General features: G+C 60.6%; 20 protein-coding genes. 10 read left to right on the top strand and 10 right to left on the bottom strand.

The features are described from left to right. Window positions 1-35 precede the first annotated feature (35 nt). From KIO76_RS06720 to KIO76_RS06705, 4 genes are read right to left on the bottom strand one after another with little or no spacing between them, the layout of a single operon-like run. The gene (locus KIO76_RS06720) at window positions 36-440 is read right to left on the bottom strand and encodes a helix-turn-helix domain-containing protein (RefSeq protein ID WP_213322057.1); all 405 of its coding nucleotides are present in this window, start codon (window positions 438-440) and stop codon (window positions 36-38) included. Then, window positions 437-1,102: a Smr/MutS family protein gene (locus KIO76_RS06715; RefSeq protein ID WP_213322055.1), complete on the bottom strand. Its 666-nt coding sequence runs from the start codon at window positions 1,100-1,102 to the stop codon at window positions 437-439. Before KIO76_RS06715 ends, KIO76_RS06720 begins: the two co-directional genes overlap by 4 nt. Next, a complete protein-coding gene (gene mltA / locus KIO76_RS06710) occupies window positions 1,099-2,298 on the bottom strand; it encodes a murein transglycosylase A (protein WP_291976090.1) in 1,200 nt (399 codons plus the stop codon). Before mltA ends, KIO76_RS06715 begins: the two co-directional genes overlap by 4 nt. 52 nt (window positions 2,299-2,350) lie before the next feature. Beyond that, on the bottom strand, window positions 2,351-3,070 hold the full coding sequence (locus KIO76_RS06705; protein ID WP_213322051.1) for a Tim44/TimA family putative adaptor protein: 720 nt from the start codon (window positions 3,068-3,070) through the stop codon (window positions 2,351-2,353). Between the two features lie 372 nt (window positions 3,071-3,442). On the opposite strand from KIO76_RS06705, the gene secB reads away from it, so the two are divergent. Further along, a complete protein-coding gene (gene secB, locus KIO76_RS06700; RefSeq protein ID WP_213322049.1) occupies window positions 3,443-3,931 on the top strand; it encodes a protein-export chaperone SecB in 489 nt (162 codons plus the stop codon). A gap of 121 nt (window positions 3,932-4,052) precedes the next feature. Here secB and dnaQ read toward each other — a convergent pair whose 3' ends face one another. Genes dnaQ through KIO76_RS06675 form a run of 5 tightly spaced genes read right to left on the bottom strand, consistent with a single transcriptional unit; the run spans window position 4,053 to window position 7,708 of the window. Beyond that, complete coding sequence (gene dnaQ / locus KIO76_RS06695; protein ID WP_213322047.1) at window positions 4,053-4,763, bottom strand: DNA polymerase III subunit epsilon; 711 nt, start codon at window positions 4,761-4,763, stop codon at window positions 4,053-4,055. Next, a complete protein-coding gene (coaE, locus tag KIO76_RS06690; protein ID WP_213322045.1) occupies window positions 4,764-5,372 on the bottom strand; it encodes a dephospho-CoA kinase in 609 nt (202 codons plus the stop codon). A gap of 5 nt (window positions 5,373-5,377) precedes the next feature. Next, window positions 5,378-6,247 carry a shikimate dehydrogenase gene (locus KIO76_RS06685; RefSeq protein ID WP_213322044.1) on the bottom strand — a complete coding sequence of 290 codons (870 nt, stop codon included), beginning with the start codon at window positions 6,245-6,247 and terminating at the stop codon, window positions 5,378-5,380. A 13-nt stretch (window positions 6,248-6,260) separates the two neighbouring features. Beyond that, window positions 6,261-6,881 (bottom strand): Maf family protein, encoded by a 621-nt coding sequence (locus tag KIO76_RS06680; RefSeq protein ID WP_213322042.1) that lies wholly within the window; start codon window positions 6,879-6,881, stop codon window positions 6,261-6,263. Then, the gene (locus KIO76_RS06675; protein WP_213322040.1) at window positions 6,878-7,708 is read right to left on the bottom strand and encodes a pyruvate, water dikinase regulatory protein; all 831 of its coding nucleotides are present in this window, start codon (window positions 7,706-7,708) and stop codon (window positions 6,878-6,880) included. Before KIO76_RS06675 ends, KIO76_RS06680 begins: the two co-directional genes overlap by 4 nt. A gap of 438 nt (window positions 7,709-8,146) precedes the next feature. Here KIO76_RS06675 and hemE point away from each other — a divergent pair, with 438 nt between their 5' ends. The 4 genes from hemE to KIO76_RS06655 all read left to right on the top strand — a co-directional run bounded on the left by hemE (window position 8,147) and on the right by KIO76_RS06655 (window position 12,281). Next, a complete protein-coding gene (hemE, locus tag KIO76_RS06670) occupies window positions 8,147-9,199 on the top strand; it encodes a uroporphyrinogen decarboxylase (RefSeq protein WP_213325094.1) in 1,053 nt (350 codons plus the stop codon). Between the two features lie 5 nt (window positions 9,200-9,204). Beyond that, window positions 9,205-9,627 carry a protoporphyrinogen oxidase HemJ gene (gene hemJ, locus KIO76_RS06665; RefSeq protein WP_213322038.1) on the top strand — a complete coding sequence of 141 codons (423 nt, stop codon included), beginning with the start codon at window positions 9,205-9,207 and terminating at the stop codon, window positions 9,625-9,627. A 216-nt stretch (window positions 9,628-9,843) separates the two neighbouring features. Next, complete coding sequence (gene rho / locus KIO76_RS06660; RefSeq protein ID WP_213322036.1) at window positions 9,844-11,109, top strand: transcription termination factor Rho; 1,266 nt, start codon at window positions 9,844-9,846, stop codon at window positions 11,107-11,109. Between the two features lie 236 nt (window positions 11,110-11,345). Beyond that, complete coding sequence (locus KIO76_RS06655; RefSeq protein WP_213322034.1) at window positions 11,346-12,281, top strand: DUF4214 domain-containing protein; 936 nt, start codon at window positions 11,346-11,348, stop codon at window positions 12,279-12,281. A 130-nt stretch (window positions 12,282-12,411) separates the two neighbouring features. Here KIO76_RS06655 and KIO76_RS06650 read toward each other — a convergent pair whose 3' ends face one another. Continuing rightward, on the bottom strand, window positions 12,412-14,406 hold the full coding sequence (locus tag KIO76_RS06650) for a thioredoxin domain-containing protein (RefSeq protein WP_213322032.1): 1,995 nt from the start codon (window positions 14,404-14,406) through the stop codon (window positions 12,412-12,414). 81 nt (window positions 14,407-14,487) lie between these two features. Between KIO76_RS06650 and mnmE the strand changes: the two genes are divergently transcribed. The 5 genes from mnmE to KIO76_RS06625 all read left to right on the top strand — a co-directional run bounded on the left by mnmE (window position 14,488) and on the right by KIO76_RS06625 (window position 20,302). Beyond that, on the top strand, window positions 14,488-15,828 hold the full coding sequence (gene mnmE / locus KIO76_RS06645) for a tRNA uridine-5-carboxymethylaminomethyl(34) synthesis GTPase MnmE (RefSeq protein WP_349629367.1): 1,341 nt from the start codon (window positions 14,488-14,490) through the stop codon (window positions 15,826-15,828). A gap of 79 nt (window positions 15,829-15,907) precedes the next feature. After that, the gene (gene mnmG / locus KIO76_RS06640) at window positions 15,908-17,776 is read left to right on the top strand and encodes a tRNA uridine-5-carboxymethylaminomethyl(34) synthesis enzyme MnmG (protein ID WP_213322028.1); all 1,869 of its coding nucleotides are present in this window, start codon (window positions 15,908-15,910) and stop codon (window positions 17,774-17,776) included. Between the two features lie 79 nt (window positions 17,777-17,855). Continuing rightward, on the top strand, window positions 17,856-18,506 hold the full coding sequence (gene rsmG / locus KIO76_RS06635; RefSeq protein WP_213322026.1) for a 16S rRNA (guanine(527)-N(7))-methyltransferase RsmG: 651 nt from the start codon (window positions 17,856-17,858) through the stop codon (window positions 18,504-18,506). A gap of 8 nt (window positions 18,507-18,514) precedes the next feature. Further along, entirely contained in the window at window positions 18,515-19,384 is an 870-nt protein-coding gene (locus tag KIO76_RS06630) for a ParA family protein (RefSeq protein WP_213322024.1), read from the top strand. A gap of 30 nt (window positions 19,385-19,414) precedes the next feature. Further along, a complete protein-coding gene (locus KIO76_RS06625; RefSeq protein WP_213322022.1) occupies window positions 19,415-20,302 on the top strand; it encodes a ParB/RepB/Spo0J family partition protein in 888 nt (295 codons plus the stop codon). The last annotated feature ends 125 nt before the right edge of the window (window positions 20,303-20,427 follow it).

The raw sequence follows: 20,427 nt of genomic DNA, 5'->3' as shown, positions 1-20,427 counted from the left end.
TGAGGGGTCAAGCGCGGCCGTATGAGTACAAGTGCTCAGCTCGAGGCGGAGTTCTCGGAGGTAGAAGCTTTGGGGTTCACGCTCTCGTCACGCTCTCCCAGGATGAGCAGCAACCGCCTCACCTGCACAGCCGGCAGCGAACCTATATCCCTTGCCAGACGGTTGGCGAGAAGCGTCGCTTCCGGGCTGAGGCCGGCGGTGTCGATCACGATGCGGGGATGAGAGAGTTCGGCGAGCCTGATGAGTTCGTCGGCTTCATCCCAGATGATGTTGAAATACTGCAGGATGGACTGCATGAGTGCCCAGGTCGGCCGGCCGCGCCTGCCATGCTCCAGGGCGGACAGATAGGCGCTCGAAACATCGAGAGCCTCAGCCATATCCTTCAAGGTTGCGCCACGCTCGCGTCGCAGCTCGCGAATACGCGCGCCGAATGGAGTCATGGCCGCGTCTCCCGACTCCGGCGAAGCCGCACGTAAAGCGCGCCGCTGCCGCCGTGATGCCTGCCGGCCTCTCCATAGCCGAGCACGACCGATCTCAGCTCCGGCGAGGCAAGCCACTGGGGAACCAACCGTCGTAAAACGCCGCGCTCGCCGAACATCAACTTACTGCTCCCTTCGCCGCCGCCTTTGCCGGTGACGACCACGACGACTCGCTTCTGCTCGCGCTGAGCCCTCCGTACGAACCCGGTCAGCGCCGCGTGCGCTTCGATCTGTCGCATACCGTGCAGATCGAGCACCGCCTCGATGGCTTCCGTGCCCCGTCGTAGCGCTAGACGTTGCCGCCGCTCCAGCGGTGCGAGCGGGGGGACCTTCGGGGCACGAGAGTCGGGAGTGGCAGGCTTGGGAATGGCAGACTTGGGAGTGGCAGGGTTGGGAGGCGCGACCTTCTTCCCGGCTTTGCCGCCGAATTTCCCCGCAAGATCCCCCGTTGCCTTGGCGATGTCGTTTGATTCGGCGGCGGTTTGATTGGCTGGCCCGGGGGCAGTCTCATCCGGCGGTAAGACCGGGACGGCGCGGCCCGGCAAGGGCTTCACGCTTTTCACCACGTGGTGCCATAGCGTGATCTCCTCCTTGTCGAGTGTCCGGCCGCGCCGGCGTCTCATCGGTCCGCTCCGCTAGGCCGCGGGATCTCGCGGGGGAGCAGCACGATGAACTGCCCAGGATGGCGAATCAGCCCCGCCTTGTCCCCGGCTGCAGGACCACTCCCGAAGAAAATATCGCCCCGCGCTGGCCCGAGTATGGCCGAGCCCGTGTCCTGCGCGATCATCAACTTCTGGAACGGCTTCGTGCTTTCGTCCGGCTGCGGCAGCTCCGCATCGATCCAGAACGGTAGACCATAGGACCAAAGGTTCCGATCGATCGCGAGGCTGCGCCCCGGCACGAGCTGGACGGATGACCCACCAAGAGGCCCACGCTTCGGATCGAGCTCATTCGCGACGCGAAAGAAAATATACGAACGGTTCTGCCGCATCAGGCGCCGTCCGGCATCCGGATTGGCCTTGAGCCAAGCCACGAGCTTGGGCGTGTTGAGCTCTGCGGGTGGCAGGCCTGTCTCAAGAGCCACCATGCGGCCGAGCGAACTGTAGGGATGTCCGTTGCGGGCGGCGTAGGCGAGCCGGATAATGCGGCCATCGTCGATTCGGACCCGAACCGACCCCTGAACATGGGCAAGAAAGGCGTCGATCGGGTCAAGGTAAACGAGCGGCTGCGCCTTGGGGCCGAGCACACCATCCTCGATTGCTGCCCTGTCCGGATAAGGCTCGAGAGCGCCGCTCGTTGTGCGCCGGGCAGCCGTAAGCGCCGTGTGCGGCGCGGGCAGACGCTCCCCATCAGCGAAGGTAATGAGGTCGGCAGGGCGGCCGAGAAGCGGCGTTGAGAAGAGGTCGTCCGGCTGCAATCGCCCGCGATACTCGGGCTCGAAATAGCCCGTCAGGAAGCCTGAGCCTTTTGGTGTCACTATCCGGAAGGCTGCAAAGTTCTGTTCGAAGAACCTGCGCGCCGCAGATCGGGTTTTCGGAGGGTGCTTCAAGCCGCGCTGGCAAATCCCGATCAGCGCGGACGACGATGGCGTGATCCACCGCTGTTGGTCACCGCTTTTCTGGATCGCCTCGCAGGATCGTCGAAACGTCGCGAAGGCGGCTCTGTGGTCATCCCTACGCCAGCCGCCCAGCGTCTCAAAAGGAACGGGCTCCAGCCGTGCCCCGCCAACCTCAGTGGGTGGCGCCGAAAAGGCAGGCAACAGCCCGCCGAAGGTGAGAATTCCGCCCGCCGAGAGCGCGAGCAGAAAGCGCTTTAACACACCGGTCTGCCCGAATCCGTATCCGATGCCGCGCCGCACCGTGCCGGACCCGCTACTGTGCCGCTTCAGTCGCGACCAGTTGCCAGTTGGGGTCGCGGCCGCCGAGGGTGCGCGCGAAGGTCCAGACATCGGTGACCGTGACAACCGTCTCGGCGCTGCCGTCTACCACGGTGCCCGAGGCATCACGCGTGGCCGTGATGAGTTTCGAGGTAAAGCGCACCGTCGCCTGCGCAAGCTTGCCCTTGAGATCCACGGCAAGAAGATCGGCGCCGTCGATCGAGACGAAGGTGGTCTCGATCTTCTCGCCCCGCTTTTCGCGTTCTCCGATTTCACGATCGAAGCCTTCGAACACCTCTTTCGAGAGAAGGCCCTTCAGGGTTTTACGATCGCCTTGAGCAAAGGCCATCACGATCATTTCGTAGGCCATCTTGGCGCCCGCCAGGAATTCCTGCGGATTGAAGCTCGGCTCGACGCGCACCAGGCCATCAAGTCCGGCCGCCAGCGGTGTCCCTGGCTCGGCGATGCCTTTCCAGCGATTCGGGTTGCCCTCGCCGCCGAGGCCCGTGTCGTTCGCCGCGCCCGGCAGGCGCACGACATTATCACCGTTCGCACTTCCGTTGGCGGGCTTCATCGGTGGATCGCGACGGGCGAAAGGATCCTGCGGGGGACGCTCATTACCGGTGCGCTGGCCGAGCACCGAACGGAGGCGCCAGATCACGAACACCGCGAGCGCGAGGAAGACTATAGTCGTTACGTCGAAACCGTCTTGCATGGCTATCAGTCGTCTCGTGCTCGTTCCCCGGCGTCAAGTCCCACGGTTCGATTCATAGCCACAAAGACCATCCTTGTCCGATACCGCTTCGTAGATATGGGGCCTTGCGCTCGTAACATCCACTGTTGCGGCAAACAAGAGATGGCTAGCTCACAAGGACGCGGGATTGGGACTATGGTGCCTTGTCGGTGACCGGCTTCCATGTTAGCCCCCAGCGACTGAAGCTGGGAACATTGCAAGGCTTCGGTATCCGTTCAGAACGGCCCGGCTCCGACAGGGATCCGTCGCCGGTCGACGAGTCCTGGTCCGGGGAGCGCGGATGCCTTCCGGAACCCCGCTTTCCATCATCCGTCCATCCGGAGAAGTTTCGTCATGACCGACACCTCAACCAACGGCACTGGCGCCCCGACTGATACGGCGCCTTCGCTGAACGCTCTCGCACAATACATCAAGGACCTGTCCTTCGAGAACCCGAACGCCCCGCGCTCTCTGACGCCGCAGCAGCAGGGCCCGGAAATCTCGATCCAGGTCAATGTCGGTGCCAACCAGCTCGCGGAGACAGACTTCGAGGTCGACCTCACCCTTGAAGGCAAGGCCACCATCGGCAACGACGTCCTGTTCGTCTTCGAGCTCGTGTATGGCGGCGTGTTCCGCCTGCGCAACATCCCGCAGGAGCATCTGCACCCGACTGTCATGATCGAGTGCCCGCGCCTCCTCTTCCCGTTTGCCCGGCAGATCGTGGCGGACAGCGTCCGCAACGGCGGCTTCCCGCCCCTTTTCATCGATCCGATCGACTTCGCCGCGCTCTACCGCCAGAAGCTGGCGGAAGTGCAGCCGCAGCAGCCGGCCGCGCAGGCCTGATCATTTCCCGGGCATTTCCTTCGAGGAATGCCCGCTCTACTCGCCCCGTCCAAGCGTGGGGCTTGGCCGGGGCTGGCGGCGCTCACCGCTACTAAGTGGCCCGACAAGCTGGCGCTTCAGCTTAAGCCTCAGACGTAAGCCCGTAGCGCCTCCAGATAGCGGCCTCGCCTAAGCCAGTCACAAAACTGCGATGAGCCTCTCGTTCGGCATCGGTCAAGAACGAGGCAAGCGGTTCCGGCCGTTGCATCGCGCGCAGGGAGCCTTCAACGAGGGTGATGGCTGCACGCGCCGCACCGGCCACGGCCAGGCCGAGATCCGTTTGCCGCCCGCCAATGAGCTCCAGATAGACATCCGCCAGGATTTCTGAATCGAGCAGGGCGCCGTGCTTCGTGCGACGAGAATTGTCGATGCCATAGCGTGAACACAAGGCGTCGAGGCTGTTTTGCCCGCCCGGGTGTTTGCGGCGCGCCAACATCAATGTGTCGACGACATTGGCCGCTTCTATGCGTGGAAAGCCGAGACGCGTGAGTTCGGAATCGAGGAAGCCGACATCGAAGGCCGCGTTGTGAATCACAAGACGGGCATCCGCGATGAATTCCATGAATTCCGCTGCCACGTCCTGGAACAGCGGCTTGTCGGAGAGAAATTCGTTCGAAAGGCCGTGCACGTCGAAGGCAGCCGGGGCGACCGGATATTGGGGATTGATGTATTTGTGGAAAGTGCGGCCCGTCGGCAAATGGTTGATGAGCTCCACGCCTCCGATCTCGACAATGCGGTCTCCGGTCAGGTGATCGAGGCCGGTCGTTTCCGTGTCGAGTACGATTTCACGCATTCAGTCACCCCGCCGCTCGCTTGTCCGAGCCCTGATTCTAGCAATGATCGCGTCGACCTGTGCCTCCGCCTCCGCAAGCCCGAGGCCGGTGTCCACAATGAAATCCGCTCTTCTCCGCTTCTCAGCGTCCGGGAGTTGTTTCACGTGAATCATCGCAAATCGTTCGGGTGTCATGCCGGGGCGAGCCAGAACACGCGCGCGCTGAATATCCGGTGACGCCGTCACCACTAAAACCGCGTCACAATCCTTCTCCGCCCCGGTCTCATAGAGCAGCGGAATGTCAAAGACCATCAGCGCGGCTCCGGAACGCCGCGCCTCCGCGAGCACGGCATCCCTGTCGGCGCGGACAAGCGGATGAATGAGTTGTTCGAGCCGTGCCATCCGGTCGGGATGACCAATGACGATCGCACCGAGCTTGGCGCGGTCGACTACTCCATCAGTCGTGGTGCCCGGAAAAGCCGCTTCTATCAGCGGTACGGCCGCACCCTGATATAACCGGTGGACCGCCTCGTCGGAATCATGAACGGGTATCCCCCGCGCTTTGAACATTGCGGCAGTCGTTGACTTGCCCATGCCAATGGAGCCGGTGAGGCCTAGAATGAACGTCATGCCGCTCACGTCGTCGGATACTGTCGAAGGACGTCCGCCTCGATATGTTCCCGTAGCCGGGGCGTAACGCGCGGCAGTATACCGAACCAGCGCTCAAAACCCGGCACCGCCTGGTGGAGAAGCATGCCAAGGCCATCCACGCCCAGAATGCCGCGCGCCCGTGCCTGAGCAAGAAGCTCGGTCTCAAGGGGAACATACACGATATCGTTGACGACGGCGTTGACGGACAAGCCGGACAGGTCGATCGCGAGACGGTCTTGGCCAAACATGCCGAGGGAGGTAGCGTTCACGAGAAGCTTCGTGTGCGGCAGGAGCTTGTCGAGATCCTGCCAAGGCGTCACCTCTACCCGGCCATTGGATGATCCCTTGAAGCGTTCCGCCAGTGCCTCAGCTCGGCCGAGGCTGCGATTGGCGATCACCACACGCTGGACACCCCGGGTCAACAACGCATAGACTACCGCCTTGGCCGCACCACCGGCGCCCAACACCAAGGCAACCTCGGTGCGGGCATCCCAGCCGGGCGCATGTTCGTCGAGATTGCCGAGAAAGCCTGCGACATCGGTGTTGTCGCCGCAGAGTTCGCCGTCCTCGTTCAGCCAGAGCGTGTTGGCGGCACCAAGAGCCACGGCCGTATCACTCAAATGTGTGATGTGCGGAATGACGGCTTCTTTATGGGGGACCGTGACATTCGCACCGACGTAGCCGTGTTCGCTCAAATTCATCACAAAGGCAGCAACATCGTCCGGGGCCACATCCACCTTCTCATAGGCGCCGGCCAACCCATGCTCGTGAAGCCAATGGCCATGGATGAGCGGTGAGCGGGAATGACCGATGGGATGGCCAATAACACAGGCCTTGGGCAGGGTGGCTGACATCGGTCGCTTCCTATCAAGCAAGAACGCCTTCGCGGCGCAGCGCCGGAAGAATCGAAAGCAGGGGCAAGCCGAGAATGGTAAAATGATCCCCGGTGATCGCTGAAAACAGGTGGATACCGAGGCCTTCCAGCTGATAGCCACCCACGCTGCGAGTCACTGCCTCCCCTGCCGTCGCGAGATAGCGTGTGACGAATGCCGCGTCTATGGGGCGCATGGTAAGCGCAGCGCTCGCAATCGTCTCAAAGACGATCTCACCGTCGCGGGCCAGGGCCGCTGCGGCATGCAGATGATGCGTGCGACCGGCCAGGTCCATCAATTGGCGGTGCGCGGCTTCCATATTCCCTGGCTTTGAGAAGGATCGCCCCTCGCAATCCAACGTCTGGTCAGCCCCGAGCACCAGCCGTTTTGAATGATTTTGGCTGACGGCCAGGGCCTTGGCACGAGCAAGGGCCAGTGCGACATCCCGCGGCAACGCGCCGGCCGCTTTGAGCGGTGCCTCAACGGCACGTTCATCGACAGCTGGATCGTCCGTTTCCAGGAGAATCCCCGCCGCGCTGAGAAGTGAGCGCCGCGTCGCGCTCGTCGACGCAAGAATCAGCGCATCAGGCGAAAGCCACAGGTTGGTCGATGTCATAGCGCGATAAACTTCAAACGATGGTCGCGATGCAGCTCGATGATCGTCGCGGCCGTCTCCTCAATTGAACGACGCGTCACATCGATCACGGGCCAATTGTTCCGTGAGCACAACCGGCGCGACTGAGCGATTTCCTCCGCTACCATATCCCGGTCTACATAGTCCGAATCCTCGTCCGCACGCAGGCTGAGAAGACGGTTGCGACGGATCTCGACAATGCGTTCCGGTGTCGCGATCAGCCCGACGATCAAGGGCTTGCGTGCTTCCATCACCTGCGGCGGCACGGGAACACCCGGCACCAGTGGAATGTTAGCTGTCTTGATGCCTCGGTTCGCCAGATAAATGCTGGTCGGCGTCTTCGACGTCCGGCTGACGCCGAGCAGCACGACATCCGCCGCATCTACGTCATCGGCCATTTGCCCATCATCATGCATCAACGTGAAATTCATCGCCTCGATGCGCCGGAAATAGTCCGCGTTCAGCGTGTGCTGGGCGCCTGGACGCGCTTGCGACGCCATGCCGAGGTATGATTCGAACAGCCGCTGGACGGGATCCAGGACGTGGAGGCAAGGAGAACTCGCGGCTGCGCAGGCCGCTTCCAACATTGCCGCCAGGTCCGGTTCGACCAGGGTATAGAGCACGATGCCCGGCGCGGCATCGATCTCCGCGATGACCCGTTCCAGCTGCGCTTTCGACCGCACCAAGGGATAGACATGCTCGATCGCCGAGATCCCTTCGTACTGGGCGGCCGCAGCACGGCTGACCGCAATGAGCGTCTCACCCGTCGAATCGGATACGAGATGAATATGGAAGTAGCTGCGACTCAAGTGTTTTTCCCAACCTTCCTGCGGCGGGCCCAGCGGATGGAGCCATGCCAAGTCATCTAACAGCCAAGTGGATGAAGCGTTGACGACTGTGGAGAACCCCCGCCTGTATCCAGACCCGACGCCACACTGTGGCTTGAGTGGTCGAAGCGATCAACAGCCAGCCTCCTATGGATGGATTCCGGCCGGGTCATTCGACGCAAGCGGGGACAGCGTCGACTCAATCGCGCCGCAATCGTTAACAAACCATGAAGATTAACGGTTTGTTAAGATATGCGGCGCCTCGCCTGGCCGCCGTTCCCCGGCCATACCGCGCGAGCAATCTGGGGACTGGTTGTGGACGGGACTGGCGCATGCGTCATGCCCTGACCAGTAGAAACAACAGAATCTAGACTCTAAAATAAGATTAGATTTGAAGAGAGAGATGGTGTGACCAGCGTCCTGCAAGCCTCCGAAAGCTCGGCCTCCCCGATTCTTAAAACGCTCGCCGGAGAGGCAATGACCCCTCCCCCTCTCTGGATGATGCGCCAAGCTGGCCGGTACCTCCCGGAATATCGTGCCTTGCGTGCTGAAGCGGGATCGTTTCTTGACCTCTGCTATACGCCGAGCCTGGCCACGGAGGTCACACTTCAACCCATTCGCCGCTTCGGCTTCGATGCCGCCATCCTCTTCAGCGATATTCTCGTTGTTCCGCACGCCCTTGGGCAGGACTTGTGGTTTGTCGAGGGAGAGGGACCACGGCTAAAGCCGGTTACAACGCCTGCGGATGTCGCAGCGCTGCGCACGGATCTCGATCCCGAGAAGATCGGTGCCGTGCTCGAGACGGTCGCCCGGGTGAGAGCGGCCTTACCAAGCGAAACGGCGCTACTCGGCTTCTGCGGGGCGCCTTGGACGGTTGCGACCTATATGGTTGCAGGCAGAGGCACGCCGGACCAAGCTCCTGCTCTCGATCTCGCTGCCCAGCAGCCTGAGCTCTTTGCCGAGATCATCGACCTCCTTGTCGCGCAATCGACTCGATATCTGGTCAACCAGCTGAAAGCTGGCGCCGACGCCGTCCAGATCTTCGACAGCTGGGCCGGCGCGCTCGTCAGGGATGAAGCCCTCTACCGTCGATGGTGCCTCGAGCCGATCAGCCGAATTGTGCAGGGCGTCCGCTCGGAGATTCCCAAGGCCCTGATTATCGGCTTTCCGAAGGGGAGTGGCCGCTTTTACCCGCTGTTCGCTGCAGAAAGCTGTGTCGACGCGGTGGGCCTGGACCAAGGAGTGGCGTTGGACCGCGCGCGTGACGTTCAGGCTATCCGCCCGGTACAGGGCAACCTCGACCCCGGGGTTCTGCTCTCAGGTGGGGATGCCCTCGATCATGCGATCGACGCGATCCTTGGTGCCTTCCGCGGGCGTCCTCATGTCTTCAATCTCGGCCATGGCATTCTGCCGCAGACGCCGATTCCGCATGTGGAAAGGCTCGTCAAGCGGGTGCGTGACGGGTTAGGCTGATCCTCATGTACGAATGGATCAAAGCCTTCCACGTTATCTCTGTCATCGCCTGGATGGCGGGTATGCTCTATTTGCCGCGCCTTTTCGTCTACCACGCGGATTCGCCGGTCGGTTCCGAGAGGTCGGAGACCTTCAAGGTCATGGAGCGCCGCCTCTTGAAGGCGATCATCAATCCCGCAATGGGCGCGACGTGGATATCCGGTCTCTACATAGCCTATAGCGGAGGCTGGTTTTCATCGGGCTGGCTTCACGGGAAGCTTCTTCTGGTTCTTTTTCTGTCTGGCATTCACGGTTTTTTTGCTGGCGAACAGCGCAGGCTAGCGGGCGACATCCGCAAGCGCACGGCGCGATTCTATCGTATTGTGAACGAGATACCGACTGTTCTGATGATCGGTATTGTGATCCTCGTCGTGGTCAAACCTTTTTGAAGCCGTGATACCGGGGCTTGAGAGCCTCTTCAAAAACGGATATGGAAATCCCATCCTTCCTTGAAACAGGTTGGCGGATGGCGTGGATCCCTGCCACGCGACGCCTCTCCCCGGTAGCTCGTTAATCCCTAGCCGCTGCCCTTCTACCTGTTAGTTCCCCTTCTTTCCGTGGCCGGCCTTCCCCAGGCACGCCCCTTACATTTTGAGAGAGTCTCCATGCGGGAGATCAAGCTTCAGGACCTCAAGTCCAAGACGCCGACCGAGCTTTTGACTTCAGCCGAGGAGCTCGAAGTCGAGAACGCCAGCATCATGCGCAAACAGGAATTGATGTTTGCGATTTTGAAGCAGCTTGCTGCGCGTGAAATTGAGATCATCGGCGAGGGCGTCGTCGAGGTGCTTCAGGACGGATTCGGATTTCTCCGGTCGTCCGATTCCAACTATCTGCCGGGCCCGGATGACATTTACATCTCTCCGTCGCAGATCCGCCGCTTTGGACTCAGGACCGGCGACACCGTCGAAGGACCTATTCGTGGTCCCAAGGAAGGCGAGCGCTATTTCGCGCTGCTCAAGGTCAACACGATCAATTTCGAGGATCCGGAGAAGATCCGGCACAAGGTTCACTTCGACAACCTGACGCCGCTCTATCCCGATGAAAGGTTGCGCCTGGAGATCGAGGATCCGACGAAGAAGGACTACTCGGCGCGAATCATCGACATTGTCTCTCCGATCGGTAAAGGCCAGCGCGCCCTCATCGTGGCGCCGCCACGTACCGGCAAGACGGTGCTTCTGCAGAATATCGCCCAGTCAATCACCACGAATCATCCCGAGTGCTACCTCATCGTTCTGCTCATCGATGAGCGCCCTGAGGAAGTCACCGACATGCAGCGCTCCGTGAAGGGCGAGGTCATTTCCTCGACCTTTGACGAGCCGGCTGCGCGCCACGTGCAGGTTGCGGAAATGGTGATCGAGAAGGCCAAGCGCCTGGTCGAGCATGGCCGCGATGTGGTCATCCTGCTCGACTCGATCACTCGCCTTGGCCGCGCCTACAACACCGTCGTGCCCTCTTCCGGCAAGGTGTTGACCGGCGGTGTGGACGCAAACGCGCTCCAACGGCCCAAGCGCTTCTTCGGCGCGGCTCGCAATATCGAAGAAGGGGGTTCGTTGACGATCATCGCGACAGCCCTCATCGACACCGGAAGCCGCATGGATGAAGTGATCTTCGAGGAGTTCAAGGGCACCGGCAACTCGGAGATCATTCTCGACCGTAAGGTTTCCGACAAGCGGGTCTTCCCGGCGCTGGATATCACCCGGTCCGGCACGCGCAAGGAGGAGCTGCTCACGCCGGCCGATATCCTCAAGAAGACCTACGTGCTCCGGCGGATTCTCAATCCGATGGGCACGGTCGACGCCATCGAGTTCCTGCTCGACAAGCTGCGGCAGACCAAGTCCAACGGCGAGTTCTTCGATTCCATGAATACCTGACGATTGAAGGACTACAGGTAGGACCGCCGCTTCGCTCGGTTGCCTCTATCTCTTCTCTCTATAAGCCGCCGGCTCTGCTCCGGCGGCTTTTCTTTTGCGCTGACAGCCCGCAATCCCTCGTCGAGAAAGCCAGTGGCCGTCTTCGGCTAGCCAGGCTCGGCAATTGCAACGTCTCTTCGGGGACCTCGGTCTATCTCGAAACGGGGCAAAGACGCAGTCAAAGCGGGATTTCTGGCATGGTTATCAATCTGACACCAACGAGCGGTGTGTCGTTTCGGGACTACCTGACGCTCGGAAGTTCCTATTCCGTCGCTTATGGGTATGGCGGCAATGACACGATCGAAGGCAAGGCGCGCGGCGGTCTCAACCTCGCCATGGGCGGCAAGGGTGAGGATGGCTACATCGTCAACGGCGATATGGTCATCTCGGACAGCGGCGGGCATGACTATGTGACGATGCTGGGCATCTCGTGGTCATCACCCACGAGCCACATCGCGACGATCGATAATCGCCATCTGGTTCTTTGGGACACCGCGAGCGACACGTCGGTCATCGTGCTCGACTGGCTCGATCCAGGGCGGCAGGTGGAGCTCTATCATTTCAATGACGTGAGCTTGAGTTGGGGCGAAATCGCCTACTATCTCCCGGGCAAGGAGAGCTTCATTGGCGACATACCATGGGAAGGGTTGGGCGGCCTTGGTCTGACCGGGTTTCTGTCCAACGACGCCAACGACACCATCAACTTCCATCGGGAGCAGGAAGCCTTCGGCTCCAATAAGGCCGATGCGGAGGCTGTTGGCCGCCTCTACGAGGCCGGGCTTGGCCGTAAAGCGGACATTGCGGGTCTGAACTTCTGGTATGACGTGCAGGTGAGCGGGGTCTCGGAGCAGGATATCGTAGGCTCGCTCCTCAAGAGCGCCGAGTTCACAAAGGCATATGGAAATGCATACACCATGACCAACGCCGACTTGGTTGAGGTCATGTATGAGAATGTGTTGGGTCGGGCCAGCGACAGCGCGGGGGCAGCATTCTGGATTAGCCAGTTGCAAAACGGCTTTAGCAGAGAGGGCCTTCTCATCGCTTTCGCGGATAGCGCGGAAAACGTGAGCCAGAGCGACTACCTGCACTCACTCGCATGGAACCCGTCCACCAGCGACTGGTATTTTGCCTGAACGATTGAGCTAGCCGGTTGGTCGACCGGTTTCTCGGACCAGTATGACCCCACTACGAGATTGAAGGATCGGCTCCTTTCACGGTAACCCCACGGCCGCGCCTCTGCTGCGTGGGGTTTATTCTCACGGATCACTCAGTCTTGTCCAAGGACGACCGCAAAGTTTGGCGGAGGAGAGCCGCATCGCTGATAGGGAGCGAGCAACTCTGCCCCTGACAAACGAAGGCGCTTCCCAATCCGGCTCTCTCAGCCTGGGTCCTCGCGGGATGATCGGCATGGAGATCACCGGCGTCCTTGAGATCCATAATTGTCCGATTCGGATAAGGAACGGATCGGGCTGCAGCCAGAAGCGCTTCTCTCTCTGACCCGGCGACAATAACAGCCGCGCCATGGAGATAGAAGTCCAACGCGTTCAGAATCGAGGCGTGGTTGAGTGGTGCGACCTTCGCATACCCCGCCAGCCTGGATAGTTCCTCATCCGGCGTCCCGTACGAAAGTGCGGCAAGTCTCGCCAGAGACTCTCCGAAGAGACCATTTGCATTCGGTGTGGCCTCGTCGGTTGTCTGCCGCGGTCGTATTACCAGATCATCCGCGCTATCCGAGACCAGGTAAAGCACACCCGATTCGTCTGCGTAATGATCTCTTAACAGATCTCTCCAGCGCGATGCATCCTCAAGGTAGTGCCGGGTTCCGCTCGCTTCGTAAAGCGTCACGGCGGCCAGCATCATCGCGGCATGATCTGTGGCAAACCCCGGAAAAAGTAAGCGGTCATCCCTCCAGCTGTGACCGAGGAGACCATCTCTAACCATCGATTCGCGTATGAAACGATAGGTCTCTTGCGCCGCCTGAACCCAGTCCGGCCGGTCAAGCAGCAGCCCGGCGCGCACGAGCCCGATAATCATCAGCCCGTTCCAATCGGCCAGAACTTTGTCATCCCGTCCTGGCTGAACGCGCTTGTTGCGGTGTTCCAAGAGACGATCTCGAAGCCTTCCCAATTGGGCCTCTTTGGCGGGATCAACCATGACTCGGTTCTGCCGGTTCAAGATGGTGGAGCCTTCCCAATTACCTTCTTGCGTCACCCCGTAGACCGTCTTGAACAGCGCAGACTCCGCTCCGAGCAACTCGTCAATTTCGGCTTCAGACCACACATAGGCCTTGCCTTCCTCGCCTTCGGAGTCGGCGTCTAGGCTCGCCGCAAAGACGCCGCCAGGAAGGCGCATTTCCCGGTTCAACCAGGCGACGATTCCTTCTGCCGCCTCTCTGCAGAGGGCGCTACCGGTTTTCACCGCGGCGAGCGCGAACAGGGGCAGGAGTTGCGCATTGTCATAGAGCATCTTCTCGAAATGCGGCACGAGCCACCGATCGTCCACGGAGTAGCGGGCGAACCCTCCGCCGAGATGGTCGTGGATACCTCCACGCGCCATCTGCTCCATCGATAACTGGAACAGGGCCATTGCTTCCGTGTCGTGTGATGACACGGCGTGGCGCCACAGGAACTCGAGAAGCATGGGATTTGGGAATTTAGGCGCACCTTTCAGCCCGCCATGGACGGGGTCAAAAGCGCGCTTAAGAGCTGATCCCACCTCCAGCAACCACTTCTCCCCAAGAGAGGCATCGGGGCTCGCGGCCACGGTCGCGCGGAGATTCTGGAGCAGAGCATTTCGGTTGTGCGCGATTCGTCCAGGTTCCTCACGGACCAGTCGAGCAACCTCTCGAAGCACGGCGACGAAAGACGGGCGCCCGAAACGTGCGGTCTTCGGGAAGTAGGTTCCACCCCAGAATGGCTCGCCGTCAGGTGTCAGGAACATGGTGAGCGGCCAGCCCCCCTGTTCGCCGAGCATATGGAGCGCCTGCATGTAGATTTGATCCACATCCGGCCGCTCCTCGCGATCGACCTTGATATTGACGAAGAGTTCGTTCATGACCGCGGCTGTCCCGGGGTCTTCGAAGCTTTCGTGTGCCATGACGTGGCACCAGTGGCAGGCCGCATAGCCCACCGATAGGAGAATAGGCTTGCCCTCCCGGCGGGCCGCCGCGAGAGCATCGGCTCCCCAGGGCCACCAGTCGACCGGATTGTGTCGGTGCTGCAAGAGATAGGGACTGGTCTGGTTACCCAGGCGGTTCATATCGGAGCTCCGTTGCTTAATGCAGTGTGCCACGCCTTTCCGCTCAAACCAGACCGAATAGACGAAGGCTGACTTGTTCTGATGACCGGTATGGCCCCCCTACATCATGAGAACGCCACGGGAAGGGAAACGATCCTCGCCCTCGCAACCGGCCCGGTCCGTTCAGCAGTGGCAATACTGCGCCTGTCGGGCCCCGCCAGCCGATTCGCACTCGAAACGATCGCGCGGGGGTGCCCGGCACCGCGTCGCGCATCCCTGCGGTACCTCCGCGCGCCAGCCACAGAAGAAATCCTAGATCGTGGGCTCGTCTTCTGGTTTCCGGAGCCAGCGAGCTTCACCGGCGAAGACATGGCTGAGTTTCATGTTCATGGCGGGACCGCCGTGATCAGGGCTGTCATCAGCGCGCTGTTGGCCATACCGGGTTGCCGCCTTGCTGAGCCGGGCGAATTCTCGCGTCGTGCATTTCTCGCCGGGCGCCTTGATCTGAGTGAAGCGGAGGGCATTGCCGATCTCGTGGAGGCGCAGACCGAGCTGCAACGCCGGCAAGCCCAACGTCAGATGGACGGCGCCCTTTCCGTCGTCATTTTGGACTGGCGGAACCGTCTTGCAGATTGCTTGGCGGAAGTTGAGGCTGACCTCGATTTCTCCGACGAGGCCGATGTGCCAGATCGCTTGGCTGAGGCGGTAGCGCCGCGGATTATGGCGGTTCGGGATGAGATTGCTGCGGCGATCGCCGACGGCCGTCGCGGCGAGCGCCTCCGCGAGGGCTTCACGGTTGTCATCGCTGGGGCCCCCAACTCCGGTAAGTCCACTCTGTTTAATCGTTTGCTGCAAAGGGAAGCTGCGATCGTGACGCCCATTCCCGGTACAACCCGGGACATATTGGAGACCGCGCTCGATATCGACGGGCTTCCGGTCATGCTGATCGACACAGCGGGCCTCCGCGTTACCGACGACGCGGTGGAGAAGGAGGGTATTCGCCGCGCCCTCGTTCGGGCGCAGCGTGCAGATTTGGTGCTTTCGCTACAGGCGTTCGACTCAGCCCCCCAAGCGGCTGATTGGCAAACGCCGACTTTGCAGATATGGACAAAAAGCGACGTTGAGGACGCGCCTCAAGGATTTTCCGGGTTGGTTATTTCTTCAACGAAAGACCGAGGTATAGCCGAGCTTTTGGACGAGGTCGCCGAACGCGCCCGGGAAGCGCTCGGTAACGGTTCAGCGCTGGTTACCCGCGAGCGCCATCGAGACGCGTTGACCAGGGCGCTCGCGGCGCTTCAGCGAGGATTGGAGCCACACAAACCTACTGAGCTTCTCGCGGAGGATCTTCGGCTTGCTTTGCGAGATCTAGGGCGTGTGACAGGCCATGTGGGAGTCGAGGAGATCCTCGACCGGATCTTCTCGTCGTTTTGTATTGGAAAATAAGCCATCGTTCCGCTGTTTCACGTGAAACGGGGTGAGCGACGCAGACGTCAGAAGTTCTGGGATCCGGCTGGAGATCCATATGTTGACGAAGTTTGATGTGGTTGTTGTAGGTGGTGGCCATGCCGGGACTGAGGCCGCGGCCGCATCCGCGCGTCTGGGTGCCAGGACCGCGCTTATAACGCATAGTCGCGCGACCATTGGCGCGATGTCATGTAACCCGGCGATAGGTGGGCTCGGTAAGGGCCATCTGGTCCGGGAGATCGACGCTCTTGATGGTGTTATGGGGCGAGCGGCCGACGCGGCCGGCATCCAGTTCCGCGTTCTCAACCGCCGCAAGGGCCCAGCTGTGCGCGGACCTCGTGCGCAGGCCGACCGCAAGCTCTACGCCCAGGCTGTTCAGCAGGCCTTGGATGCCACGGCGAATCTGACAATCCTCGAAGCGGAAGTAGACAGGATTATCTTCTCGGAAAACAGCGTTTCCGGCGTGCGACTGGCCGACGGTCGTGACGTCGGCTGCGGTTCTGTCGTGATTACAACAGGAACGTTCCTGCGCGGGTTGATCCATATAGGCGAGGTGAAGCGCGCCGGAGGCCGCTATGGCGAAGCTCCGGTGAACGGCCTTTCTACGAGCTTGATGCAGCTGGGCTTATCGCTTGGACGATTGAAAACAGGCACTCCGGCCCGCCTTGACGGGCGGACGATCGATTGGGCCATTGTGGAGATGCAGGCGGGCGATGACCCGCCCGAGCCCTTTTCGACGCTGACCGGCCGCATCACAACGCCTCAGATAGAGTGCGGCATTACGCGGACAACCGAGGCGACCCACGCGGTCATCCGCGAGAATATCCATCGGTCAGCAATGTACTCGGGCTCAATCACTGGCAGAGGCCCGCGTTATTGCCCTTCCGTTGAGGACAAGATTACGCGCTTTGGTGATCGAGATGGGCACCAGATTTTCCTCGAACCAGAGGGGTTGGACGATCCAACGGTCTACCCCAATGGGATTTCGACGTCTTTGCCGGAGGACGTTCAACGCGCGTTTATCGCGACCATTCCCGGCCTTGAGCGAGCGGCTGTTCTGAGGCCCGGCTATGCTATCGAGTATGACTATGTCGATCCACGCAATCTGAGAGCTACCCTGGAGGTCAAAACTTGCCGCGGGCTCTTCCTTGCCGGCCAGATCAACGGTACGACCGGCTACGAGGAAGCGGGCGCTCAGGGATTGATCGCGGGACTTAATGCGGCGCGTCGCGCAGGTAACCAGCCGGAGATTATCTTCGACCGCGCCGAGAGCTATATGGGCGTTATGGTTGATGACCTCGTCACCCAAGGAGTGAGTGAGCCATACCGCATGTTCACATCTCGATCGGAGTACCGGCTGACCCTCCGCTCCGACAACGCCGATGAGCGATTAACCCCTCGTGGTCTTGCGATAGGGTGCATCGGAAGTGAACGAGCGGAATCCTTCCGCGCCTCGCAGGAATCGCTGGTCCGCCTACGCGCGCAACTCCGCTCTCTCGACTTGACTCCCAATCAGGCAGAGAAGTTCGGCTTGTCGCTCAACCGGGATGGACAGCGGCGTTCGGCCTTCCAGATTCTATCCTACCCCGGCGTTGATATGAGGAGGCTCGCCGGCATATGGCCCGAGCTGTCCACTGTGCCCGACCGCTTGGCTGCTCGCCTGGAAGCCGATGCGACGTACGCAGTCTATACCGAACGTCAAGCTGCTGACATCGCCACGTATCGTGCTGATGAAGCAGTTAAGCTTCCGGCGGTCGATTTCTTGACCATGCCGGGGCTGTCCAATGAAATCAGGCAGAAGCTCGTGGAGGTTCAGCCTGAAACGCTTGGACAGGCGGCTCGGATCGAAGGTATGACGCCTGCGGCGATGACGATTCTCGCTGGGATAGCACTTGGGAAAGGCGGTCGATTCGCAACCGTTACGTAGCGGTCATTTCGCATCGACGCTCGCGGTGATATAGAAGCGTTATCGATTCTTATCCGCAACAATCGGGCAGTTCAGGTTGATGGCGTCAGCGAGCGATAACGGCGGTCTGGACATTACCAGTGTCGCTGGTGTTTCACGTGAAACCGAGGCCAAGCTCCGCGCCTACGTCAACGAGCTTCGGCGGTGGCAATCGATCAAGAACTTGGTGGGGCCAGGAACCCTGGACGACATCTGGGGACGGCACATCGCTGACTCGGCGCAGCTTCTCCGCCTCCGGCCCGCCGCGCGCCGGTGGCTCGATCTTGGATCGGGCGCTGGGCTGCCGGGGCTCGTCATCGCAATTCTCCTCAGCGAATCTGAGGAGGCAGAAGTCCATCTGGTCGAGAGCAACAGCCGGAAATGTGCGTTTTTGCGGGCTGCTATTCGCGCGACCGGCGCACCGGCTCACGTTCACGAGGGCCGCATTGAAAATGTGGCGAATCAGTTTGCCGGGCAGGTGGAGGTCGTGACGGCGCGCGCCTTGGCGCCAGTGGTCCGATTAATGCCAATGGTCAAAGATCTGTTGAGAACCGGAGCAGTCGGGATATTTCCGAAGGGCCAGGATCTCGATGCCGAATTGACCGAGGCCGCTAAATCTTGGAGAATCACGGCCGATATCGCGCCGAGCTTAACGGATCCCGAAGCGCGGATTCTCATCGTGAGCGCGGCCTCTGAGCTTGAGCGGGGATAGGCGACGCAATGACCGATAGCCATACCATCGAGCCACCACAGGTGGAGCCGATCCAGAGGCTGCATTCCCAGGCCGTACGTGTTCTCGCTCTGGCGAATCAGAAGGGGGGCGTCGGTAAAACTACAACGGCGATAAACCTTGGCACCGCGCTTGCGGCCATCGGTGAACGTGTATTGATCATAGATCTCGACCCGCAGGGTAACGCAACGACCGGTTTGGGGATTGATCGCCGCAGCCGTCGTATTTCGACCTATGATGTTATGACAGGGGCTGCCCAGCTGGCAGACGCAGTCATCGATACCGCCGTTCCCAATCTGGCGGTGGCCCCATCGACGCTCGATCTTCTAGGTGTAGAGCTCGAGATCGCTTCATCACGCGATCGAGCGCATCGATTGATGCAGGCAATCAAGACCGTTTCGGCATTGCCATCTTCGGACGGCCATACCGGCGGTTTTACCTATGTGCTGATCGACTGTCCGCCTTCTCTCAACCTACTTACCATCAATGCGCTGACAGCCGCCGATGCAGTTGTGGTGCCGCTCCAATGCGAATTTTTTGCCCTGGAAGGGCTTAGCCAACTCCTGAAGACCGTGGATCAGGTTCGGGCCGCGCTTAATCCACGGCTCACGATCCATGGCGTTGTCCTGACAATGTACGACCCCCGTAACAATCTTGCGGGCCAAGTGGTCGCTGATGTCAGGCAGTTCATGGGCCAGAAGGTTTATGACACGGTCATACCCCGGAATGTTCGGGTATCCGAAGCGCCTTCACATGGTAAGCCCGTTTTGCTCTACGATCTCAAATGCGCGGGAGCTCAGGCTTATCTCAAATTGGCGTCCGAAGTGATTCAGCGCGAGCGTAGCTTGTGCGCAGCCTGATTGCAGGCCCCGTCGTTCTGGAGAATTCCTATGGCCGATGATCCCGCACGTTCCCGTCTTGGCCGAGGCCTAGCTGCTCTCATCGGCGATGTCGGCGAGGAGTTTGGCGCGTTGGAACGTACGCGCGCACCCGGTCAACGCCTCGTTCCCGTGGAGTTTCTGCGGCCGAACCCGCGCAATCCGCGGAAGGCCTTTGTCGACGAGGACTTGGCCGAACTCGCTGATTCGATCAAGCAGCGGGGCGTAATTCAGCCCATCGTTGTCCGGTCGCTACCCCATTTGATCGATGTCTTTGAGATCATTGCCGGCGAGCGTCGCTGGCGTGCGGCCCAGCGTGCCGGTCTGCACGAGGTTCCCGTGGTGGTTATCGAGGCGGACGATAAGACCGCTCTTGAGATCGCCATCATCGAGAACGTGCAGCGAGCGGACCTCAATCCGATGGAAGAGGCGGCGGGCTACGAACGGCTCATTGCCGACTTTGACTATACGCAAAACGATCTGGCCCAAGTTATCGGCAAAAGCCGGAGCCATGTCGCGAATACGCTCCGATTGCTCAAGCTCCCAGCCGGTGTGAAGGAGCTTGTGAATGACGGTCAGCTGTCAGCCGGCCACGCGCGGGCTCTGCTCGGCTTGGAAGATCCGGAGACTGTCGCGCGGCAAGTCATCGAAAAAGGACTCAATGTCCGTGACGTCGAGCGCATCGCCCAGGACGAGGCGCGCGATGGCGGAAAGGCGAGTGTGCCGCGCGCTCGCGCGAAGGCGGAAAAGGACCCAGATACGCGGGCTCTCGAAAAAGCGCTTGAGGATGTTCTGGGGCTGGCGGTGACCATCAACCATCAGGCACGTGGTGGCGAAATGCGGATCCGCTATCTCACCTTGGATCAGCTTGACGCGCTTTGCCGTCGTCTGCAGGGCTGAAACTGCCGCGAAGGATTGTCGCACGTGTGCGACACTTGGCAGCTTCTACTAAGGTCCTAGTGATTTCAAACCGTTGTAGCCTTTATTCCAATGCAGACCGGCATGCGTTGCGCTTGCCGATTGAT

Source organism: Chelatococcus sp. YT9, assembly GCF_018398315.1.
Lineage (GTDB): Bacteria > Pseudomonadota > Alphaproteobacteria > Rhizobiales > Beijerinckiaceae > Chelatococcus.
The sequence above is the reverse complement of the archived record's forward strand: the minus strand, read 5'-3'. Positions and strand labels throughout refer to the sequence as shown.